The organism is Parvularcula oceani (assembly GCF_000733125.1).
Classification (GTDB): domain Bacteria; phylum Pseudomonadota; class Alphaproteobacteria; order Caulobacterales; family Parvularculaceae; genus Parvularcula; species Parvularcula oceani.
Genome location: NZ_JPHU01000004.1, coordinates 150,372 through 171,366, shown reverse-complemented (window position 1 = coordinate 171,366; position 20,995 = coordinate 150,372). Strand labels below are relative to the sequence as shown.

Sequence of the window (20,995 nt, the reverse complement as noted above, 5' to 3'; positions counted from 1 at the left end):
ATCCCGCGGCCTGAAGGCCTTCTAGCGCGCTCGGAGCCGCTGCACGAGGCAGGCTGCGACATCGCGCGGACATGACCGTCCGCTCATGCCGGAACGTCCGGCCGGAGAATTTGTTGGAGGAGGACGGAAGATCAGCACACGAGAGGTCCGCGATGGACGAGAGAGAGCGCCCTATAGACCCCGCCGGCACCTATGGCCGTCCCGGCAGATCTGCGATGCCCGCAAGAGGCGGGGGTGTCCCTTCACGAAGCCATGATGACGGCTCGCACGGCTCGTCGCGCGACCTCCAGATCGCGGCGGCCCTCGTTCTTGGGGGCGCCGTGGGCACGATCTTCGGCGCGAAGGCACTGCGCGAGCGTCGCACGGGCCATCCCGACGACGATGCCCCGATGACCGCCGCGCGGCGACAGGGCGGGGATTTCGACCTCGTCGGACGGAGCGTGACGATCAACAAGCCCCGTGCCGAACTCTATGCCTTCTGGCGGGATTTCTCCAACCTTCCGCAGGTCATGGAGAACGTCGAGCGGATCGAGCCCAAGGGCGCCAAGATCAACAACTGGGTCATCGACGCGCCGGCCGGGCGCACGGTGAACGTGGTCACGGAGACGGTGGACGACGTGAAGGACGAGCGCATCGGCTGGCGCTCGACCCCGGACTCCGACATCCAGACCCACGGGCACGTGACCTTCCGCGACGCTCCGGGCGGCCGCGGCACCTATGTGGACCTGGTCATCGCCTACGACCCGCCGCTCGGAGAGATGGGGCGGCTCGCCGCCAAGCTCTTCCAGCGCGAGCCGGAGATCCAGGCGAGGCGCGATCTGAAGCGCTTCAAGATGCTGATGGAGACCGGAGAGGTCGCCACGTCCCGCAACCGCAAAGCTTCCTGAGGTTTACCCATGCGCGCACTCACCTGGCATGGCACGCACGACGTCCGCGTCGACAGCGTTCCCGATCCCGAAATCGTCAATCCCCGCGACGCGGTCATCAAGGTCACCTCGACCGCGATCTGCGGCTCTGACCTTCACCTTTATGACGGCGTCATTCCCGGCATGCAGTCGGGCGACGTCCTCGGCCATGAATTCATGGGCGAAGTCGTCGAGACCGGTTCCAAGAGCACGCTGAAGAAGGGCCAGCGGGTCGTCATCCCCTTCACCATTTCCTGCGGCTCCTGCTTCTTCTGCGAGAAGCAGCAATATTCCGCCTGCGACAACTCCAATCCGGTCGCCAAGCAGGACGCCTCGGAGGCGCTCTACGGCCACGCGATGAGCGGGCTGTTCGGCTACAGCCACCTGACCGGCGGCTATGCGGGCGGGCAGGCGGAATATGTCCGCGTGCCCTTCTCGGATGTCGGGCCTCTCGTGGTTCCCGACCACCTCGAGGACGACAAGGTCCTGTTCCTGACCGACATCCTGCCGACCGGCTGGATGGCGGCGGACAATGCCGATATCGAGCCCGAGGACACCGTCGCGGTCTGGGGCTGCGGACCCGTCGGCCTGTTCGCGGTGCAGAGCGCGCTCCTGATGGGGGCGCACAAGGTGATCGCGATCGATCATTATCCGCACCGCCTGGAGCTTGCGAAGAAGCTCGGTGCTGAGACCATCGACTTCCAGAAGACCGATGTGCGCGAGGCGCTGATGGAGATGACCGGCGGCATCGGCCCCGATGCGGTCATCGACGCGGTCGGCATGGAAAGCCACGGCTTCGGCGTGCAGAACGTCTTCGACAGCGCCAAGCAGAAAGTCGGCATCGGCGCGGATCGTCCCGATGCGCTGCGCCAGGCGATCCTGGCCTGCCGCAAGGGCGGGCGGGTCTCGATGCCGGGCGTCTATGGCGGCCTCGTCGACAAGTTCCCGCTCGGCGCCCTGATGGAGAAGGGCCTGCAGCTTCGCACCGGCCAGACCCATGTGCAGCGTTACATCAAGGACCTGATGGACCGGATCGAGAAGGGAGAGATCGATACGACCTTCCTGATCAGCCACCACCTGCCGCTCGAGGAGGCGCCCACGGGGTACAAGAACTTCTCCGAGAAGCAGAACGAATGGACGAAGGTCGTCCTTCGTCCCGGTCAGTGAACGGAGGTCCGATATGACGAACGGCAAATTGGCAGTCGTGACCGGCGCCTCGAGCGGCATCGGCTACGAACTCGCAAAGCTCCTGGCGCAGGACGGCTATGACCTGATCCTCGCCGCGAACGAAGCCGAGATCGACAGCGTCGGCGAAAAGCTGCGCAGCGGCGGCGTGGCCGTCGAGACGGTGCGGACGGACCTTGCGACCGAACATGGCGTCACCGCGCTGTGGGAGAAGATCGCGGGCAGGCCGGTGGACGTCCTCTGCGCGAATGCGGGCCGGGGGCTGGGCGAGGCCTTCCTCGATCAGGAATGGGACCGCATCAAGGAAGTGATCGACCTGAACACGACCGGCATGGTTTCGCTGGTCCACAAGGTCGGGCGCGGGATGCGGGAGCGGAACGAAGGCCGCATCCTGATCACCGGCTCGATCGCGAGCTTCCTGCCTGGCGCCTATCAGGCCGTCTACAACGCGACCAAGGCGTTCGCCGAAAGCTTCTCCTATGCGATCCGCAACGAGTTGAAGGACACGGACGTGACCGTAACCTGCCTCATGCCGGGGCCGGTGGATACCGAGTTCATGGAGCGGGCCGACCTCGAAAACACGCCTGTCGGCGAGAGCGACTCCAAGTCCGATCCGGCCAAGGTGGCGAAAGACGGCTACAAGGCCATGATGAAGGGCGAGCCCGGCATCGTCAGCGGGTTCATGAACAAGGTGCAGGTGGCCTTCGCGGGCGTCCTTCCCGAGACGATGCTCGCCGAGATGCATCGCCACATGGCGAAGCCGAAGGACTGAAGCCTTAAAAGCCGCGAGCGACAGGAATGCGGGGTCCCGATCATGGCCGGCCCCGCATGCCGTCTTGCGGCGGCTGGCACGAAAAGGAAAAGGGGCCGGAGCGATGACACAGGAGCAGGAGCGGAAGCCGGGTCCGGGCGCTCTTCGCGACCATGCGGTCGGCCGGCCGTTCCCGACATCCTTCGACGCTTCGCGCCTGCCCTCCGCCAGAAGCGTTCCAGCGCTTGGGGTCGGGCCGGCGCCTGAGGGCGGAACGGGCAGGATCGGCATCGCCTTGATGGGGCTCGGCGACTTCACGTTGCGCACCGTGCTGCCGGAACTCATGCATTCGGAACGCTGCGCGCTCGCCGCCCTCGTCTCGGGGAACCGCGAGAAGGCGTTGCAGGTCGCGGCGGCCTACGGCCTGCCGGACAATGCGGTCTACGACTATGACGGGTTCGACGCCATCGCGGAGGACGAGCGCGTCGATGCCGTCTACAACGTCCTGCCGAACGGTCTGCATGCGGACTGGACCGTGCGCGCCTTCGCCGCGGGCAAGCATGTCCTTTGCGAGAAGCCGATGGCGAACACGGCCGAGGAGTGCCTGCGCATGATCTCGGCGCGCGACGAGGCGGGCAAGGCGCTGATGATCGCCTATCGCGCCCATTTCGAACCTCATAACCAGCGTGCGATCGCCCTGATCCGCGAGGGGGCGCTGGGCGAGTTGCGGACGATCGTCTCCGATCATCACCGCATTCTGGACCTGTCCGACAGCCGCGATGTCTGGCGTGCCGATCTCGGTCTCGCCGGCGGCGGCGCGCTTCCCGATCTCGGCATCTACGGCCTCAACGCCGCCTGCTATCTGACGGGCCATGCGCCCGAAGAGGTCTTCGCGCGCATCTCGACACACAGGGAGGATCCGCGCTTCTCCGAGGTCGAGGACCAGACCGCGATCCAGCTGCGTTTCCCGGGCGGGGTGCTCTGCACTCTCACGACGTCCTATTCGGCGGCGGGCGTGAACACGGCGGCCGCATTCGGGACGGAAGGAAGCTTCTTCATGCAGCCCGCCACCTCCTATCGCGGCAATACGCTGACGCTGCGCAAGGGCGGGAAGACGGAAGCCATCGATGCCGGTGACGGCGCGATCCAGTTTCCACGCCAGTTCGACCACTTCGCTGCGGCGATCCTCGACGGCACTGAACTCCTCACCCCTGCGGAGATGGGCCTGCGCGACATGCGGCTGATCGAGGCGATCTATGCGTCCGCCCGCGAAGGGCGCCCTTTGTCGCTGAACCCCGACGGGACGGTTCGCGGCCCCTGAAGCAGCGGGAACGCTTTGCCGCGGAAGGCCTTAGGGAGGAGCGTCCGTCCTTCCGGCGGGCGTGAACTTTCGGACCGCCAGCGGAGAGTGATCATGTCGGCCTCGCTTATTCTACCCTTGTTGGGCGCCGCCGCCCCGCTTGCGCTCGCCGCGCCGCAACAGGCAGCCGCTCCCGATGCCATGGTCCCGCCGGTGGATGAGCAGCTCGAGACACCGAAAGAGGCGAATGTCACCGTCGTCGGCCATGTGCTGCAGCCCGTGCAGCTCGAGCCGACGCCCGAACGCCTCGCCGGGCTGGACCTGCCCGAAGGGTTCGAGATCTCGGTCTTCGCGACCGGATTGAAGAACCCGCGCATGATCGCCGTCGCGGATGACGGGACGGTCTATGTCACCCGCCGCGAAATCGGCGATGTCGTCATGCTGAGGGACGAGGATGGCGACGGGCGCGCCGATGGTGCGCGGGTCGTCGCCTCCCGTCCGATGATGCACGGCATCGAGGTCGATGGCGACGAGGTTTATCTGACCACGGTGTCCGAGGTTTTCCGCACGACCCGCAATGCCGACGGAACCTTCGGCCCTCTGGAGCGGATCGTGGACGACCTGCCCGCAGGCGGCCAGCACCCGAACCGGATGGTCAAGAAAGGGCCGGACGGCAAGCTTTACGTCTCGGTCGGCTCGACCTGCAATGCCTGCGGGGAGACCGATCCCGAAAACGCCACCATGGTCACGATGAACACGGATGGGTCGGGCCGGACGATCTTCGCGAGCGGCCTGCGCAACACGATCGGCTACGGCTTCGAGCCGCAGAGCGGCGAGCTCTACGGCATGGATCACGGCATCGACTGGCTCGGCGACAATGTTCAGCACGAGGAGCTGAACCATCTCGTGCAGGGCGCCAAATATGGCTGGCCCTATGTCTATGCCGACGGGCAGGCCAACCCGCAGGACTATCCGCCGGGCGGCATCTCGATGGAGGAGTGGGCGGCCCAGAGCATCGAACCCGTCGGTCTCTACACGCCCCATGCCGCGCCCATGCAGCTCGCCTTCTATACGGGCGACGCCTTCCCGCAAGCCTATCGCGGCGATGCCTTCATCGCGATGCGCGGATCGTGGAACCGTCAGCCGCCGTCCGGTTATGAAGTGGTGCGGATCGATTTCGAGAATGGCGAGCCCGTCCGGTTCGAACCTTTCGTGACGGGCTTCCTCGTCCAGGAAGACGGGAAATGGGGGCATCTCGGCCGCCTCGCCGGCATGGCGCAGGGGCCGGAGGGCGATCTCTACCTGTCGGACGATACGGGCGGCGTCGTCTATCGCATCAGCTATGCGGGCGGCGGCGAGCCCGGGGAGCGCGCCCGGGCGCAGCCGACCGGAGAGGGCGAGGCGGATGTGCGCATGACCGGCACGATCTCGAAGCCCGCTGCGCTGAAAGGTCCCGAAACCATTGCGTCCGAAGCCGTAGGCGCCGAGGCGGCCAGCCTCGCCGTTTCGTCGCCGGCCTTCGATCAGGGCGAGCGCATCCCCGAGAGGTTCGCCGCCGAAAAGGAGAACATCTCTCCCGCCATCGGCTGGGCGGAAGGGCCGGAGGGCACGCAGAGCTATGCCCTTCTGCTCGAAGATCCCGATGCGCCGATGCCGAAGCCCTTCGTGCACTGGGTGGCCTACAATATCCCGGCGGGCACGACCTTCCTGCCCGAGGCCGTGCCGGGGCAGCCCCGCCTGTCGCAGCCAGAGGGTGTCCTGCAGGGGCCGAACAGCTATGGGAGCATCGGTTATTACGGACCCCGTCCGCCCAAGGACGATCCGGCCCATCACTACCACGTGCAGGTCTTCGCGCTCGACACCATGCTGGACCTGCCCCACGGCGCCAGCCGGGCTCAGGTGATCGAGGCGATGGAAGGCCACATCCTCGCCCGGGGCGACCTCGTCGGCACCTATCGGCGATAGGGCGCGCAGCCGCGGCGGGCGTTCAGCCCGCCGCCGGCTTGATCACGATGCCGCTGCCGGGGAGGGCGGGGAAGCGGGTGAGCTTCACGCGGAGGTCCTGTTCCGGCAGCACGTAATCCTGCGCGATCAGGACCCTGAGCGCAGCCTCCATCAGCGCGATCGTCGCGCGTTCGCCCGGGCAGCGGTGCGTGGTCTCGTAAGGGCCCGCGCCCTGAGGCGCCATGGCATAGGCATCGCCCGGCCAGTCCGCGAAGCGCTCGGGACGGAACTCCTCCGGCGCCTCCCACGCGGCGGGGTCGCGGTTGGTGCCGTAGAGGTCGAGGATGACCCAGTCCTCTTCCGCGAAGTCCTCGCCCCGCCACGAGAAGGGCTTAAGAACCCGCCCCGCTATCACCGGAAAGAAGGGCGACAGGCGCCGCACTTCCTGCGCGAAGGGGCGGATCATCGCCTCGTCCTCGCGCAGTCGGCTCTTCCATTCGGGGTGCTTGTGGAGTTCGAGCGCGGCGAAGGCGACGAAGCGGGCGACGGCCACGGCGGGCCGCAGTGTATTGAGCAGCTCCACGACCGCCGAAGTCTCGTCGAGCGGCTGGCCGTCCGCATCCCGATGCTCGGCGAGCATGCGCAGCGGGGATCCCTCGGCCGCGCGGGAAGGGTCCTGAAGGACCGGCGCCATGACGCCGCGCGCCCAGCGCTCCGATCGCTGGCGCAGGATCTGACCGCGCAGCTGGGCCCCGCCGAAGGAGCCCGCGCCGTCGATCATGGCCGAGAACTCCTTCTTGCGCTGCTCGAGCTCTGCGCCCTCCTGCGGCAGGCCCACCCATTCGCAGGCGGCTTCCGTCAGCGCCCAGCGGGCTTCGTCATGCAGGACGAGGCCCGCTGGCGGCGCCGTCTTCCAGCGCTCTGCCCGCCTGGCGAAGGCTTTCTCGAAGCGGGAGGACAGGTCGCCCACCGCCTCTTCGCTGGCCGCCAGGCGCATCCACAGCGCCTTGCGCTGCCGGTGTGCCTCGCCATCCAGCGCCTGCACGCTTCCGCGATCCTGAAGCAGGGTCAGCGTGGTGACGGGCATCGCGCCGCGGCGGGTGAAGCGGCCGGGGGCGTAGAACATCTCCGCCGCGGCGCGGCCGCTGACGAAGGTGACGGGCTGCAGGCTCAGGCGAGCCTTGAAACCGTCCGCGCCCAGGCGCGCGCAGCGCGAGCGCACGAAGGGGTAGCCTTCGCGGAGAAAGGCCAGGGTGACATCGGGCTCGGGCGCGTGAGGCAGGGACATCCGGTCTCTTCGAAGTGGCGGTTGCCGCTGCGAACGCCCCGGGCGGCGCGAGGGTTCGCCGAAAGCTGCCGCTGCGCCTGAATAGGAAGCGGCCGGAACGCGTCAGCGCCTCGCCCTGTTTTCTCCTTTTGGCGAAGGCAGGAGAGGGGCATGACCCGCTGGTGGCACGACGAGGCGATCTATCAGATCTATCCCCGGTCTTTCCAGGATAGCGACGGCGACGGGGTCGGCGATCTCGAAGGCATCCGCCGCCGTCTGCCCCATATCGCGGAACTCGGCGTCGGCGCGATCTGGCTGTCGCCGATCTTCCTCTCGCCCATGCGCGACTATGGCTACGATATCGCGGATTACCGCGCCATCGACCCGCTCTTCGGCGATATGGAGGATTTCGACCGACTGCTCGAGGAGACGCATGCGCAGGGCCTCAAGCTGCTGCTCGACTTCGTGCCGAACCACACCTCGGACGAGCATGAGTGGTTCAAGGAGAGCGCGAAGAGCCGCGAGAATCCTCGGCGCGACTGGTATATCTGGAAGGACCCGGCGCCCGATGGCGGGCCGCCCAATAACTGGCAGAGCAATTTCGGCGGTTCGGCCTGGGAATGGGACGAGGCGACAGGCCAGTACTACTACCACGCCTTCCTGAAGAGCCAGCCGGACCTCAATTGGCGCAATCCGGCCGTGCGTTCGGCCATGCTCGACCATCTGCGCTTCTGGCTCGACAAGGGCGTGGACGGCTTCCGGGTCGACGTGATCTGGCACCTGATCAAGGACGCGCAGTTCCGGGACAATCCGCCCAACCCCGACTGGCATCCCGGGCGGCCCGACATCGACCGCTATCTTCAGACGCACTCTGCCGATCAGCCGGAGGTGCACGGAGTGATCGCGGAGATGCGGGCGGTCATCGACGCCTATCCCGGCCGCCTGCTGATCGGCGAGATCTACCTGCCGATCGAGCGCCTCGTGACCTATTACGGCGAGGCCGGAGAGGGCGTGCACCTGCCTTTCAACTTCCAGCTTCTGAGCGCGGCGTGGGAACCCCAGCATCTCGCCGCGCTCATCGACGAATACGAGGAGGCGGTGCCCGGCCATGGCTGGCCGAACTGGGTCCTCAGCAACCACGATCAGCCGAGGATCGCCGCGCGGGTCGGCGAGGCGCAGGCCAAGGTCGCCGCCATGCTGCTTCTCACCCTGCGCGGGACGCCGACCCTCTATTACGGCGACGAGATCGGCATCGGCCAGGTCGAGATTCCGGCCGACCGCATTCATGACCCCTGGGCGAAGCAGGAGCCCGATACGAGCTTCAACCGGGACAAGGCCAGAACGCCGATGCAGTGGTCCGAAGCCGAACATGCAGGCTTCTCGACCCAGGAGCCCTGGCTGCCGCTGACCGATGACCGGGCCGGACGCAATGTCGCGGCGCTTGCGCGGGACAATAGCTCGATCCTCTGCCTCTACCGCGCGCTGCTGGGCCTGCGGCGTCAGGAAGAGGCGTTGCGGACGGGCAGCTACCGCCTGCTTTGCGCCGATGAGTCCGTGCTTGCCTATGAGCGCTGCACGGCGGAAAGCCGGATCGGTGTTGTCCTCAACATGACGGACCGGCCCGCCGAGATCGTTCTGCCCGACCGCTTCGGGGGCGCTGAGGTCCTGTTCGGGATCCTCCCGGGCGCGGACCGGCCTTCGGGCGATGGGCGGCTGTCCGTGCGGCCCGGCGACGGGATCATCCTGCGCGGCAAGGCAGGCGAGGGGTCGTGATCGGAAACCTGCGACGCGCAACGCGGTCTGCCGCTTCCGCGGCACAGGTGGCGCCCGCGCCGGCCACACTATGGGTTCCTGCGGCTTCCGTTCGGCCTGCCCGCAGGATCGGTCTGCCAGGCGTCTTCGCACCGCGCTGAGGCGGTCTCGCACCGCGCGGCTGTCCGGCAGGAAGCAGGCAGTCGGCGCTGAGAGCGGGCACCGGTCGCCCTGCACGGTGTTGGCGTGAGTGACCGTCTCGCCGCCTGCCAAGGATGTGACCGCCATGACCGACCACGATACCGCCCGCGAACGCATGGTCGCGCGCCAGATTCGGGCCAGAGGCATCCGGTCGCCTGCGGTGCTTCGCGCGATGGAGACCGTGCCGCGCCACCTCTTCGTCGCGCCGGGGATGGAGGAGTTCGCCTATGAGGACGGGCCGCTCTCCATCGGAGAGGGGCAGACCATCTCGCAACCTTATATCGTCGCCCTGATGATTGACGCAGCCGAGCTGTCGCCCGGCTCGCGCGTGCTGGAGGTCGGTGCGGGGTCGGGCTATGCGGCGGCGGTGGCGAGCCGCATCGCGGCTACCGTCTTCGCGATCGAGCGGCACGAGAGCCTCGCTTCGGCGGCGGCCGAGAGGCTCCATCGCCTCGGCTACGACAACGTGACGGTGCGCGCAGGAGACGGCACCAAGGGTTGGGAGGAACCCGCGCCCTTCGATGCCATCCTCGTCGCGGCCGGAGGAGAGGACATACCGGCACCGCTCAAGGCGCAGCTCGCTCCGGGCGGCAGGCTCGTGCTGCCGGTCGGCTCGGCAAGCGGCGTCCAGGCCCTGCGCAAGATCACCCGCACCGGTCAGGACAGCTTCGAGGAGGAAAGCCTCGGCGCGGTGCGCTTCGTGCCCCTCGTCAGCGACCCGCCGCCGGAGGACGGAACACGCTCGGCCAGCGACCTTCGGCCCGGCCGGTCCAGGAACCGCAGTCCCGTCCAGCTGGTCGCGGAGAGCGCCGAAGCGCTGCCCGACATCGACGATCCCGCCTTCGGCGCGATGTTCGAGCGCTTCGCGGATGCGCGCGTCGTCCTGCTCGGCGAGGCGAGCCACGGCACTTCGGAATTCTACAGGGCGCGTGCCGCCATCACCAAGCACCTGATCGAAAAGCACGGCTTCACGATCATCGCCGCCGAAGCGGACTGGCCCGACGCAGCGGCAGTGGACCGCTATGTGCGGCATAAGGAGAAAACCGATGCGCCGGCGCCTTTCCAGCGCTTTCCTACCTGGATGTGGCGCAATACCGACATAGCGGCGCTGACCGGCTGGCTGCGCAGCTACAATGCCGACCGGGAAGAAGAAGGGCGAGCGGGCTTCTACGGTCTCGACCTCTACAGCATGAACGCCTCGATCGGGGCGGTGCTCGACTATCTCGACGAGGTCGATCCGCAAGCGGCGGCGGTGGCGCGGGAGCGCTATGGCTGCCTTACGCCCTATCAGAACGAGCCCGCGGCCTATGGCCGTGCCGTCCTCACCGAAGACTACGAGGCGTGCGAGGAGGAGGTGATCCGTCAGTGCCGGGAGCTTCTGGAGGCGCGGCTGGCCGACGGGGGCGGGGAAGGCCTGTTTGACGCAGCCCAGAACGCGCGCCTCGTCGCCTCGGCGGAGCGCTACTACCGGATCATGTATCATGGCGGCGCGGAGAGCTGGAACCTGCGCGACACACACATGGCCGAAACGCTGGAGCAGCTTCTGGAGGCGAAGGGGCCGGGAGCGAAGGCGGTCGTCTGGGCCCATAACAGCCACATCGGCGACGCGCGGCACACCGAGATGGGCGCGGTCCGGCACGAGGTGAACCTCGGTCAGCTCTGCCGGGAACGCATCGGGGACTGCGCCCTGATCGGCTTCGGCACCCATGCTGGGACCGTCGCCGCAGCCTCAGACTGGGACGGCGACATGGAGGTCAAGCGCGTGCGCCCCTCGCTGGAAGGCAGCGTCGAACGCCTGTGCCACGATGCGGGCGAGGCCGGGGCGGGGCCCGCCTTCCTCCTCGACCTGCGCGAAGGACGGAACGAAGCGATGCGTCGCGTGCTGCTGAGCGAGCGCATCGAGCGGTTCATCGGCGTCATCTACCGGCCCGAGACCGAAAGGCTCAGCCACTATGCCGATGTCTCGCTGGCCCGCCAATTCGACGCCTATGCCTTCTTCGACGAGACGGAGGCCGTGACCCCGCTCGGGCCGGACCACGCTGCGGGGGGCGTGCCAGACACCTATCCGTTCGGCCTCTAGGCTGCGCCCCGGACCGTGCGGAGGCCAAGCGGGCGCGCGGCGATCCCGGAGGTGCGGGAAGGCGGATTCGCCGGCGGTCCTCCCAGCCCTAGACTCGGCTTTCCTCCAGGAGGGCAAAAGCCATGGACGACCTGCCGGTCAATATCGAAAATCTCACCAGCCTGACCCATCCGCAATATCAGATCGTCGCCGTCCTCCTGATGGTCGGCTACGGCGCGCATTTCGCCTTCACCCTGTTCTTCCTTTCGACGTCGACGCTGATCGCGCCGCGCTATCGGCTCGTTCCGTGGATGTCGGCCGTCGTGATGGTCGCCGCCGGGCTGAGCCTCCTGCGCGAATCCATGGTCTTCACGGACAGCTACAGCTTCGTCGGCGGGCTCTGGATGCCTGTCGCCGATCAGGTCTTCTCGAACGCCTATCGCTATGCGAACTGGACGATCACGATCCCCCTCCTGATCGCGCAGCTGCTCTTGGCGCTGAACCTGCCCGCCAAGACGACCCGTCACCGCTTCTACGCGCTCACGGCCGCGGCGATCGCGATGATCTGGACCGGACTGATCGGCCAGTTCTACGAGAGCCAGGCCGTCGGGACCATGCTGCTCTGGGGGTTCATCAGCACGATCCCCTTCGTCTATCTCGTCTGGGGCGTGCGTTCGGCGCTGAAGGATTCGGAGGCGAACAGCCCGGTCCAGCTGCACCCGTGGACGCGGAAGCTCTTCTTCTACTTCCTGTTCTTCTGGGGGCTCTACGCCCTCGCCTATATGGTGCCGGCCTTCGGCGACGGCGGGAACGCGGTGGTCGTCCGCCAGTTCATGTACACGGTCGCCGACATCTTCTCGAAGCTGGTCTACGGGATCATCCTCAGCCAGTTCGTCCTGCGCCGCTCCGCGCTGGAAGGCTTCGGGCCGGCCGAGCAGGCGCTGACCAAATGGGCCGGCGGGCCGGGCGGCGTCGATGCCTCCACGCTTCCCGACGAGGTGGCGACACCCACGCCGGACAGAGGAGCAAGCTGAAAGACGAGGAGGAAGGCCGGAAGGCCTTTCTCCTCAGGCCGCGCGGGCGGCCTTCTTGCGCTCATGCGGGTCGAGGTGGCGCTTGCGCAGGCGGATCGACTTCGGCGTCACCTCCACGAGCTCGTCGTCCCCGATATAGGAGATCGCCTGCTCCAGGCTGAGGCGGCGCGGCGGGGTCAGGCGGACCGCATCGTCCTTGCCCGCGGCCCGCACATTGGTCAGCTGCTTGGCCTTGAGCGGGTTCACTTCGAGGTCCTGCGGCTTGGCGTTCTCGCCGATGATCATGCCCTGATAGACCGGCGTGCCCGGATCGATGAACATGACGCCGCGCTCTTCGAGGTTCCAAAGCGCGTAAGGCACGGCCGTGCCGGAGCCGTTGGAGATCAGGACGCCGTTGCGGCGGCTCTCCACCGTGCCCCTGTGGGGCCCGTGCTCCTTGTAGACGCGGTTCATCACGCCGGTGCCGCGCGTGTCGGTCAGGAACTTGCCGTGATAGCCGATCAGCGAGCGGGCAGGGCCTTCGAGGACGAGGCGCGTCTTCCCCCCGCCTGCGGGCTTCATCTCGACGAGGTCGCAGCGGCGCTGGGTCAGCTCGTCGATCACCGCGCCCGAATAGTCCTCGTCGACGTCGATGACGATCTCCTCGATCGGTTCGAGCGTCTGGCCGTCTTCTTCGCGCAGCAGGACGCGGGGGCGGGAGACCGAGACCTCGAAGCCTTCCCGGCGCATGTTCTCGATCAGGACGCCAAGCTGGAGTTCGCCGCGGCCCGCGACCTCGAATGCGTCGCGCTCGGCCGTTTCCGTGACCCGGATGGCGACGTCGCCCTCGGCCTGGCGGAGGAGGCGCTCGCGGATGACGCGGGACTGCACCTTGTCGCCCTCGCGGCCCGCAAGCGGGCTGTCATTGGCCGACAGGGTGACGGACAGGGTGGGCGGATCAATCTCGCGTGCAGGCAGGGCCTCGCCGATCGAAGGGTCGCACAGCGTGTCGGAGACCGAGGCCTTGGAGAAGCCGGCGATCGCGACGATGTCGCCGGGCTCTGCCGTCTCGACCGGCTGGCGGCCGAGGCCGCGGAAGGCGAGGACCTTGGAAACCCGCGCCTGCTCGACCAGCTCGCCGCCGACCGAGAGCGCCTTGAGGGTCTGGCCGACCTTGGGGCGGCCTGACACGATGCGGCCGGTCAGAAGGCGGCCGAGGAAGGGATCGGCCTCAAGCGTCGTCGCCAGCATGCGGAAGGGCTGCTCGGCCGCGTCCGCGTCGAGCTTCGGCGCGGGCACGCGGTTCAGGATGGCCTCGAAAAGCGCGGACAGGTCCTTGCGCGGCCCGTCCATGCTGTCATCGGCCCAGCCTTCCTTGCCGCTGGCATAGAGGGCAGGAAAATCGAGCTGGTCCTCGTCCGCGCCCAGGGCGGCGAAGAGGTCGAAGGCTTCATCGAGCACGCGGTCGGGATCGGCGTTCGGACGGTCGACCTTGTTGAGGACCACGATGGGCTGGAGGCCGAGCGAGAGCGCCTTTGAGAGGACGAACTTGGTCTGCGGCATGGTGCCTTCCTCGGCATCGACGAGGAGGACGCAGCCATCGACCATGGACAGGATGCGCTCGACCTCGCCGCCGAAATCGGCGTGGCCGGGCGTGTCGACGATATTGATGCGCGAGGGGCCGTGTTCGGCGCTGGTCCATTCGACAGAGGTCGCCTTGGCGAGGATGGTGATGCCGCGCTCGCGCTCGATATCGTTGGAATCCATCGCGCGTTCGGCCATCTCGGCGTTCTCGCGCACGGCGCCCGACTGGCGCAGGAGGGCGTCGACGAGCGTCGTCTTGCCGTGATCGACATGCGCGATGATCGCGACGTTGCGAAGCGTGGTCATGAGTAAGCTTTCCGGAGTTCGAGCCGCCCTCTAGCAGCCTTCCCGAGAAAGGAAAGGCACCGGGGATGCATCACCGCAACGGCCGCAGGAAGGAAGTGGTGGAGCTAGGCGGAATCGAACCGCCGACCTCTTGAATGCCATTCAAGCGCTCTACCAACTGAGCTATAGCCCCGATGCAGCGCCGCAGCGCCGCTTCGAAGGGCCTCAATAATCATCTGCCGCGGCCTTGGCAACAGGGTTTCTCGAAGAAGGTGGCGTCATTGCGCGGCCACCTCGTCGGCGGCGAGGAAGCCGCCCGACTGGCGCGCCCAGAGCCCCGCATAGACGCCGCCGGCCGCCAGAAGCTCCTCATGCGTGCCCTGCTCGACGATGCGGCCGGCATCCATGACGACGAGGCGGTCCATCGCCGCGACCGTCGACAGGCGGTGCGCGATGGCGAGAACCGTGCGGCCCCGCGTCAGATCCTCCATCCGGTCCTGGATCGCCGCCTCGACCTCGCTGTCGAGGGCGGAGGTCGCTTCGTCGAGCACCAGGATCGGCGCGTCCTTGAGGATGACGCGGGCGAGAGCGATCCGTTGGCGCTGGCCGCCGGAGAGCTTCACCCCGCGCTCGCCCACCATGGCGTCGAGCCCGCTTCGGCCTTTCTCGTCCTCCAGCGCTTCGATGAAGTCCCACGCCTCGGCGCGGCGCGCGGCATCGACGATCTCCGCCTCGCTGGCGTCGGGGCGGCCATAGGCGATGTTCTCGCGGATCGTGCGGTGCAGGAGCGAGGTGTCCTGGCTGACGACCGCGATCTGGCGCCGCAGGCTTTCCTGGCTGATCCCGGCGATGTCGTGCCCGTCGATCAGCACCCGGCCGCTTTCGGTGTCGTAAAGGCGCAGGAGGAGGGAGACGAGGGTCGACTTGCCCGCGCCCGAACGGCCGACGAGGCCCACTTTCTCTCCCGGTGCGATCTTCAGGGTCAGCCCGTCGATGACGGCCGTGTTCCGGCCATAGGTGAAGCGCACATCCTCGAAGGAGACAGCGCCATCGGGCACCTCCAGCCGGCGTGCGCTGCGGTCCGCGACCGCGACCGGCTGCGCCAGGGTCTCCATGCCGTTCTGCGTCATTCCGAGGTTCTCGAACAGGTTCGAGACCTCCCACAGGAAATAGTGGCTGAGGCCCTGGATGCGCAGGGCCAGGGTCGTCGCGAAGGCGACGGCGCCGAGCGACAGCGCTCCGCCGGACCACAGCCAGATGCCGAGGCCGAGCGTGGCGGCGATCATGGCGCCGTTGATGGCCTGAAGGCTCACCGAGAGGAGCGTCGCGAGGCGCATCTGCGGATAGACCGTGCCCAGCATGCTCCGCATGCTTTCGGCGGCATAGGCATCTTCCTCGGCGGAGGAGGAGAAGAGCTTCACCGTCGAGATGTTCGTGTACGCATCGACGATCCGTCCGGTCAGCTGCGAGCGGGCCTCGGACTGCGCCTCCGACACGCGTTGCAGGCGCGGCAGGAAGAAGCGCATGATGACGCCGTATCCCAGGAGCCAGAGGATGAGGGGCACTGTCAGCCGCCAGTCATTCGCCGTGAACAGCACGAGGGCCGAGCCGAAATAGACCGTCATGTAGACGATGATGTTCGCCAGCTTCACCACCGTGTCGCGAACGCCGAGCGCGGTCTGCATCAGCTTGGTCGCGAGCCGGCCGGCGAAGTCGTCGGCGAAGAAGGACGCAGACTGACGAAGAAGGTAGCGGTGCCCCCGCCACCGGATCGACATCGCCATATTGCCCATCATGCCCTGCAGCATGATCATCTCGTCGAGCAGGGTGAGAAGAGGCCAGAGAAGCGCGATCATCAGGCCGATCGCGAGGATCCGGCCGCCATAGGCGTTCCAGAAGCCCTCGGGGCCCGTGGCGCCCATCCAGTCGACGATCCGCCCGACCAGCTCGAAGGCGAAGACCTCGAGAAAGGCGATCGAGGCGGCGGTCAGGATGGAGGCGAGCAGGAGGAAGCGGAACGGCCGGACATAATGCCACACGAATGGCAGCAGCCTGCCCGGCGGCGGTGTGGGCGCCTCGTCCGGCAGAGGCGGGACGGCGGATTCGAAAAGGCGGAAGAGCATCGCGGCAACCTGAGGGAAAAGGACGCAAGGGGAGCCGCCCTCATGCGTTTCATGAGTCCTTAAAGATGCGCCCGAGCTGCAACGCAACTCTGACTCTGTTGTTCACACGCCCGTGATGGGTGACGATTCGTGGCAAGGTTGCGGAAACGCGGGGGCAAAATGAAGGCATGCGCGACGGGCAGCTATGTCCATGTCTGCGAAGGCGAAGAGGAATGCGGGCTTTTCGGCCTGCCGCATCTTCTTTGCGTACCTGTTCCTCCTTATGCGGTGCGGCGGGAGACCCCGGAGCGTCAGCCCTGCCGTCCCATGCGGACCGGCGCCCGGAGCGATGGGCCGCAAGGCCGGCTGACCAAGCCGTAAGCTGGCACAAAGGCAGCGCCGCGTCCTAGGGTCCCGATCCGCAACCCGGAGCGAGCCGCATGAGACGCGTCCTTCTTTCCTGTATCCTCGCCGCGGCGGCCTGCACCGCGGACGGTCCGGCCGGGTCGTCCGCGCCCGGCGCGCCCGCGGCCCGGCCGGATGCGGCGGTTGCGCCGAGGCGCGCACCGGCCGCTGCGCCGAACGCGCCGGTCGACCTCACCCTGGGCAGCGGCGATGATCCTTGCGCCGGCGAAATCGTCATGCGCGGCGGGCAGCGGTTTCTGGAGCTCGATGACGGCACGCTGATCGCCATGGCGCCGATGACGGTGACGGTGGCCGGCGCGAAAGACGCATTCCACCCGGACAATGCCGCGGGCGGCGCGCTCCTCCACCGCTGCAATGCCGGAGAGGTCTTCCTGCCGGGCGGGACGGCCTATGAGGGGGCGGCGAGCCCCGCCACCTGCACCGGGCGCTTCGAGGAGGACGCGGCGAGAATCGAATCCGCGGGCTGGGACGATCCGCAGACCGGCGCGATCCGCTGGCACGGCATCACCGCGCAGGGCAGCGCCCGCATTTCAGGGGCGCGCGTGCCGCGGGTCGAGCCCGTGCTGCAGGCGGACGGATCGGGCTTCTATGTCAGCCGGACCGGGCTTCAGGACACCCGCTATGCGCCGGACGATGCCCGCCGCTTCGTCGACAGCGGCGAGGTGCCCTATGCGGCGCTGCGCCGCGATCAGGGCGTGCCGCTCGGCACGTTCGGCGTCGCCTACAGGACGCGCGGCTGCCCCTATAACCGCGACTGCGAACCCGTGCCCTTCATCGTCGCCGATCATGCGCCCCGCGCAGGGTCCGGCTCCATGGCGCTGGCCCGCGCCGTCAGCGGCCTGCCGCCGGAAGAGCCGAGCCGCGAGAATCGCTATGACGGAGAGGCGCGGCGGCAGGATGTGCTGACCGTCTTCTTCGGCGGAGCCCCGGCCGGCGCGCCCTATACGTCCGATGCGGTTCGGGAGCGGGCGGCGGAGGCCTTCGAGGCCTGGGGCGGCACTGAGCGCCTGTCCCGCTGCCGCCGCCGCTACATTCCCGAGGCCGGTTAGCGCGGACCGATCATCTTCTCGGGGCGGACGATGTCGTCATAGTCCTCCTCGGAGACGAAGCCGAGCTTCACCGCCTCTTCGCGAAGCGTCGTGCCGTTCTGGTGCGCGGTCTTCGCGATCTTGGTCGCATTGTCGTAGCCGATGGTCGGCGCGAGGGCCGTGACGAGCATGAGCGAGCGCTCCATCAGGTCCTGGATGCGGCCTTCATTGGCTTCGATCCCCGAGACGCATTTCTCGGTGAAGCTTCGCGCGCTGTCCGCGAGGAGGCGGATCGACTGGAGCACGTTGTAGGCGATCACGGGCTTGAAGACGTTGAGCTCGAAATGCCCCTGGCTGCCTGCGAAGGAGACGGCGGCATTGTTCCCCATCACCTGTGCGCAGACCATGGTCAGCGCCTCGCACTGGGTCGGATTGACCTTTCCGGGCATGATCGAGGAGCCGGGCTCGTTCTCGGGCAGGGCGATCTCGCCGAGGCCAGAGCGCGGGCCCGAACCCAGAAGCCGGATGTCGTTGGCGATCTTGAACAGGCTGACGGCGACCTCGTTCAGGCTGCCATGCGCCTCGACCATGCCGTCATGGGTCGCCAGCGCCTCGAACTTGTTCGGCGCGGTGACGAAAGGCAGGTTCGTATAGCTCGCGACCTCACCGGCGAAGGCTTCGGCGAAGCCGGGCTTGGCGTTGAGGCCCGTGCCGACCGCCGTGCCGCCCTGGGCGAGCTGGTAGAGCCGGGGCAGGGCGCCCTCGACCCGCTCGATCCCGTTCTCGACCATCGCGACATAGCCCGAGAATTCCTGGCCGAGCGTCAGGGGGGTCGCGTCCTGCAGGTGGGTGCGGCCGATCTTGATGATGTCGCGGAACGCCTCGGCCTTGTCGTTGAGCGCGTTGCGCAGCTGCTGAAGGGCGGGCAGCAGGCGGTGCGCCACTTCCTCGGCCGCCGCGATATGCATGGCGGTGGGGAAGGTGTCGTTCGAGGACTGGCTCTTGTTGACGTGGTCATTGGGGTGGACCGGGTCTTTCGAGCCGATCTCGCCGCCGAGGATCTCGATCGCGCGGTTCGCGACCACCTCGTTGGTGTTCATGTTGGACTGGGTGCCCGAGCCCGTCTGCCAGACCGAGAGCGGGAAATGCCCGTCGAGCTTGCCCTCGGCGACTTCGCCGGCTGCTTGGACGATCGCCTTGCCCAGCCTGTCGTCGATATTGTCGAGCGCCATGTTGGCGAGGGCGGCAGAGCGCTTGACGATGCCGAGCGCGCGGATCAGCGGCGCTGGCATGGTCTCCGTGCCGATGTCGAAATTGATGAGCGACCGCGCCGACTGGGCGCCGTAATAGCGGTCCTTGGGCACTTCGAGCGGGCCGAAGCTGTCGGTCTCGGTGCGGGTCGCCTTGTTCTCGGCCATCATGTCCTCCTGGGAGTCTCCGATCTGCCGCCGCTCGTAGGCCAGAGCGCCGCGAAGGTCACGCCGCTGGTTGACCTGAGGCTGCGCGGCCCCATCGTTCTTTCGCAGAAACAGGATGGCGCGCCGGTTCCGGCATCGCCGGCGAGGGGATGGGCGGGAGCATGGGCAGCGGATCGGGCAAGCTGAAGGTCTGGAGCAGCCGCGAGGGCAGCCTCGTCGTCTTCGACGCCGCGACGACGCAGGTCCGTGCGCTGAAGAAGATCATGGCGGCGGCCGTGCGCAGAGACGGCGGCAAGGTGCGGCCCGTCCTCGGTCCCTGCGAAGTCCGGATCTGGACGTCGGTGCTGGCCGAGAAGGCGGGCGCCCATGATGTGGACAATATCGCCAAGGCGGTTCTCGATGCCTTGGGCGGCGTCTTCTATCGCGACGACCGGCAGGTGGTGCGGCTGGTCTCCGAGCGCTTCGAAGGCAGCGCCAACCGCATTGCCGTCAGGATCCGGCCGCTGGACGGTCCGGTCGCGCCGGTGGCGCTGGACGAGGCCCTCTTGGCGGAATGAGCCGGGTCAGCCGTCCTGCTCGGCGGCCTGTCCCGCGGTCATCACGGGGCGCCGGCCATGCAGCGCCAGCCGAAGGCGCCAGAGCAGCACGATGGCGAAGTAGAGCAGCAGGAAGCGCACTCCCAGCGCAACGGCGTCCTGCGGCAGCGTCGAGAGCTGATGGCTCGCGGCAGCCCGGATCGTGCCCTCGTCATAGGACCGGCTCATCGTCCAGAAAGGCAGGAGGCGGTCCAGCAGGAAGGCGGCCACGGCGATCCGCCAGGGCTTGAAGCGCGTCGTCACCAGCAGCGAGGCGAGGCCCGCGATCCAGACGAGGCGGCCGATATCGCTGCCGGACACGGCGAGAGAGAGAAGGTAGCTTGGATCCGTCATCACGGCGCCCAGGCTCGGCCCGCCATGCTTAAGCCGGGGTTAACCCTGTCCGCCCGCAAGGTCCGCGACGAACCGGCGGACCTTGGTGTCGATCTCGCGCCATTCGGGCAGATAGGGGCGCTTGAAGTAGTATTTCACCGACACGCCCTCGGTCAGCTCGTATTGCCGGTAGCAGTCGGGGGGAACGATCTTGTCGCCGGTATCCTTGTAGCAGAAGAGAATCGCCTGCTTCCCGTCCTCGGCTGTGCCCAGCAGCATCTCCTTGTCGACATAGCCGGAGGCCGGATTGGTGGGGGTTCCTGCCGGAAAGGTGAAACGGGTCAGGTCGTGCGCGGCGGGCACGCCTTCCCGCTCGATCGCCTGGGGCCGGTAGAGGAGCTCGAGCCGGTCGGCCTCGCTCAGCGGCAGGTTGCGTTTTTCGATGACGATGTCGATGCGCGGCGCATCGGCCCTGTTCTCGACGAAGTCGGCGCGGCGTGCCGGTGTATAGCCGTCCATGCGCGGCCATGACGCGTAAAGAGACAGGGCTTCACGCTCGCCGGGACGCCGGTCGCGCGGGTAGACCGTATAGTTGGCGGGCACGGAGAAGCTGACATCACCGACTGTGATGACCGTCCGGTCGTCCGACACGGTCGGCTTGGGCGTCAGGCCCTGCAGATCATCCACGTCGGGGCCGACATAGTGGTAGAGGACGACCACGCAGAGGACGAGGGTGATGAAGAAGATGAGGAGCGGATAGCGCCACGAGGATTCCTCGCGGATCTCGTCTCCTCCTACGGTATAGCCGCTGCGCCCTGTCATGCCGTCCTGCCGCTGGCTGAGGAGCCTTCCCGTCCCTGGAAGAGC

Annotated in this window: 16 protein-coding genes and 1 tRNA gene; 10 read left to right on the top strand and 7 right to left on the bottom strand. The window is 67.5% G+C overall.

Features of this window, described 5'->3' with window-relative positions; translation table 11 throughout:
- The first annotated feature begins 152 nt into the window (after positions 1–152).
- The 5 genes from IE88_RS0106730 to IE88_RS17215 all read left to right on the top strand — a co-directional run bounded on the left by IE88_RS0106730 (position 153) and on the right by IE88_RS17215 (position 6,106).
- A complete protein-coding gene (locus IE88_RS0106730; RefSeq protein ID WP_238319271.1) occupies positions 153–887 on the top strand; it encodes an SRPBCC family protein in 735 nt (244 codons plus the stop codon).
- 9 nt (positions 888–896) lie between these two features.
- Positions 897–2,072: a zinc-dependent alcohol dehydrogenase gene (locus tag IE88_RS0106725; protein ID WP_031552011.1), complete on the top strand. Its 1,176-nt coding sequence runs from the start codon at positions 897–899 to the stop codon at positions 2,070–2,072.
- A gap of 13 nt (positions 2,073–2,085) precedes the next feature.
- Positions 2,086–2,862, top strand: a complete 777-nt coding sequence (locus IE88_RS0106720) for an SDR family NAD(P)-dependent oxidoreductase (protein WP_031552008.1) — start codon at positions 2,086–2,088, stop codon at positions 2,860–2,862.
- A gap of 103 nt (positions 2,863–2,965) precedes the next feature.
- Positions 2,966–4,162, top strand: coding sequence for a Gfo/Idh/MocA family protein (locus IE88_RS0106715; RefSeq protein WP_051881610.1), 1,197 nt, complete (start codon positions 2,966–2,968; stop codon positions 4,160–4,162).
- Between the two features lie 93 nt (positions 4,163–4,255).
- A complete protein-coding gene (locus tag IE88_RS17215; RefSeq protein WP_081871485.1) occupies positions 4,256–6,106 on the top strand; it encodes a YbhB/YbcL family Raf kinase inhibitor-like protein in 1,851 nt (616 codons plus the stop codon).
- Between the two features lie 22 nt (positions 6,107–6,128).
- Here the strand turns inward: IE88_RS17215 and IE88_RS0106705 are convergent, their stop codons facing one another.
- Positions 6,129–7,373 carry a cytochrome P450 gene (locus IE88_RS0106705; protein WP_036766717.1) on the bottom strand — a complete coding sequence of 415 codons (1,245 nt, stop codon included), beginning with the start codon at positions 7,371–7,373 and terminating at the stop codon, positions 6,129–6,131.
- A gap of 150 nt (positions 7,374–7,523) precedes the next feature.
- Between IE88_RS0106705 and IE88_RS0106700 the strand changes: the two genes are divergently transcribed.
- The 3 genes from IE88_RS0106700 (at position 7,524) to IE88_RS0106690 (ending at position 12,398) form a co-directional block, all read left to right on the top strand.
- On the top strand, positions 7,524–9,125 hold the full coding sequence (locus IE88_RS0106700; RefSeq protein ID WP_031551996.1) for an alpha-amylase family glycosyl hydrolase: 1,602 nt from the start codon (positions 7,524–7,526) through the stop codon (positions 9,123–9,125).
- 265 nt (positions 9,126–9,390) lie between these two features.
- Positions 9,391–11,385, top strand: a complete 1,995-nt coding sequence (locus tag IE88_RS0106695; RefSeq protein WP_031551993.1) for a protein-L-isoaspartate(D-aspartate) O-methyltransferase — start codon at positions 9,391–9,393, stop codon at positions 11,383–11,385.
- A 122-nt stretch (positions 11,386–11,507) separates the two neighbouring features.
- Complete coding sequence (locus IE88_RS0106690) at positions 11,508–12,398, top strand: bacteriorhodopsin (protein ID WP_051881608.1); 891 nt, start codon at positions 11,508–11,510, stop codon at positions 12,396–12,398.
- Between the two features lie 33 nt (positions 12,399–12,431).
- On the opposite strand, the gene typA is transcribed toward IE88_RS0106690, so the two are convergent.
- The 3 genes from typA to IE88_RS0106675 all read right to left on the bottom strand — a co-directional run bounded on the left by typA (position 12,432) and on the right by IE88_RS0106675 (position 16,369).
- Positions 12,432–14,267, bottom strand: a complete 1,836-nt coding sequence (typA, locus tag IE88_RS0106685) for a translational GTPase TypA (protein ID WP_031551987.1) — start codon at positions 14,265–14,267, stop codon at positions 12,432–12,434.
- Between the two features lie 96 nt (positions 14,268–14,363).
- Positions 14,364–14,439: transfer RNA gene (locus IE88_RS0106680), tRNA-Ala, on the bottom strand.
- Positions 14,440–14,524: 85 nt separating this feature from the next.
- Positions 14,525–16,369: an ABC transporter ATP-binding protein gene (locus IE88_RS0106675; protein ID WP_031551984.1), complete on the bottom strand. Its 1,845-nt coding sequence runs from the start codon at positions 16,367–16,369 to the stop codon at positions 14,525–14,527.
- Positions 16,370–16,788: 419 nt separating this feature from the next.
- Here IE88_RS0106675 and IE88_RS0106665 point away from each other — a divergent pair, with 419 nt between their 5' ends.
- The gene (locus IE88_RS0106665) at positions 16,789–17,823 is read left to right on the top strand and encodes a hypothetical protein (protein WP_031551978.1); all 1,035 of its coding nucleotides are present in this window, start codon (positions 16,789–16,791) and stop codon (positions 17,821–17,823) included.
- Here IE88_RS0106665 and fumC read toward each other — a convergent pair.
- Positions 17,820–19,220 carry a class II fumarate hydratase gene (gene fumC, locus IE88_RS0106660; protein ID WP_031551975.1) on the bottom strand — a complete coding sequence of 467 codons (1,401 nt, stop codon included), beginning with the start codon at positions 19,218–19,220 and terminating at the stop codon, positions 17,820–17,822. The two genes, IE88_RS0106665 and fumC, sit on opposite strands and share 4 nt — an antisense overlap.
- Before the next feature lie 161 nt (positions 19,221–19,381).
- On the opposite strand from fumC, the gene IE88_RS0106655 reads away from it, so the two are divergent.
- Positions 19,382–19,777, top strand: coding sequence for a RusA family crossover junction endodeoxyribonuclease (locus IE88_RS0106655; protein WP_162178307.1), 396 nt, complete (start codon positions 19,382–19,384; stop codon positions 19,775–19,777).
- A gap of 6 nt (positions 19,778–19,783) precedes the next feature.
- On the opposite strand, the gene IE88_RS0106650 is transcribed toward IE88_RS0106655, so the two are convergent.
- Both IE88_RS0106650 and IE88_RS0106645 read right to left on the bottom strand, forming a co-directional pair.
- Positions 19,784–20,149, bottom strand: coding sequence for a hypothetical protein (locus tag IE88_RS0106650; RefSeq protein ID WP_031551969.1), 366 nt, complete (start codon positions 20,147–20,149; stop codon positions 19,784–19,786).
- 39 nt (positions 20,150–20,188) lie between these two features.
- Positions 20,189–20,950: a hypothetical protein gene (locus tag IE88_RS0106645; RefSeq protein ID WP_031551967.1), complete on the bottom strand. Its 762-nt coding sequence runs from the start codon at positions 20,948–20,950 to the stop codon at positions 20,189–20,191.
- Positions 20,951–20,995: the final 45 nt, after the last annotated feature.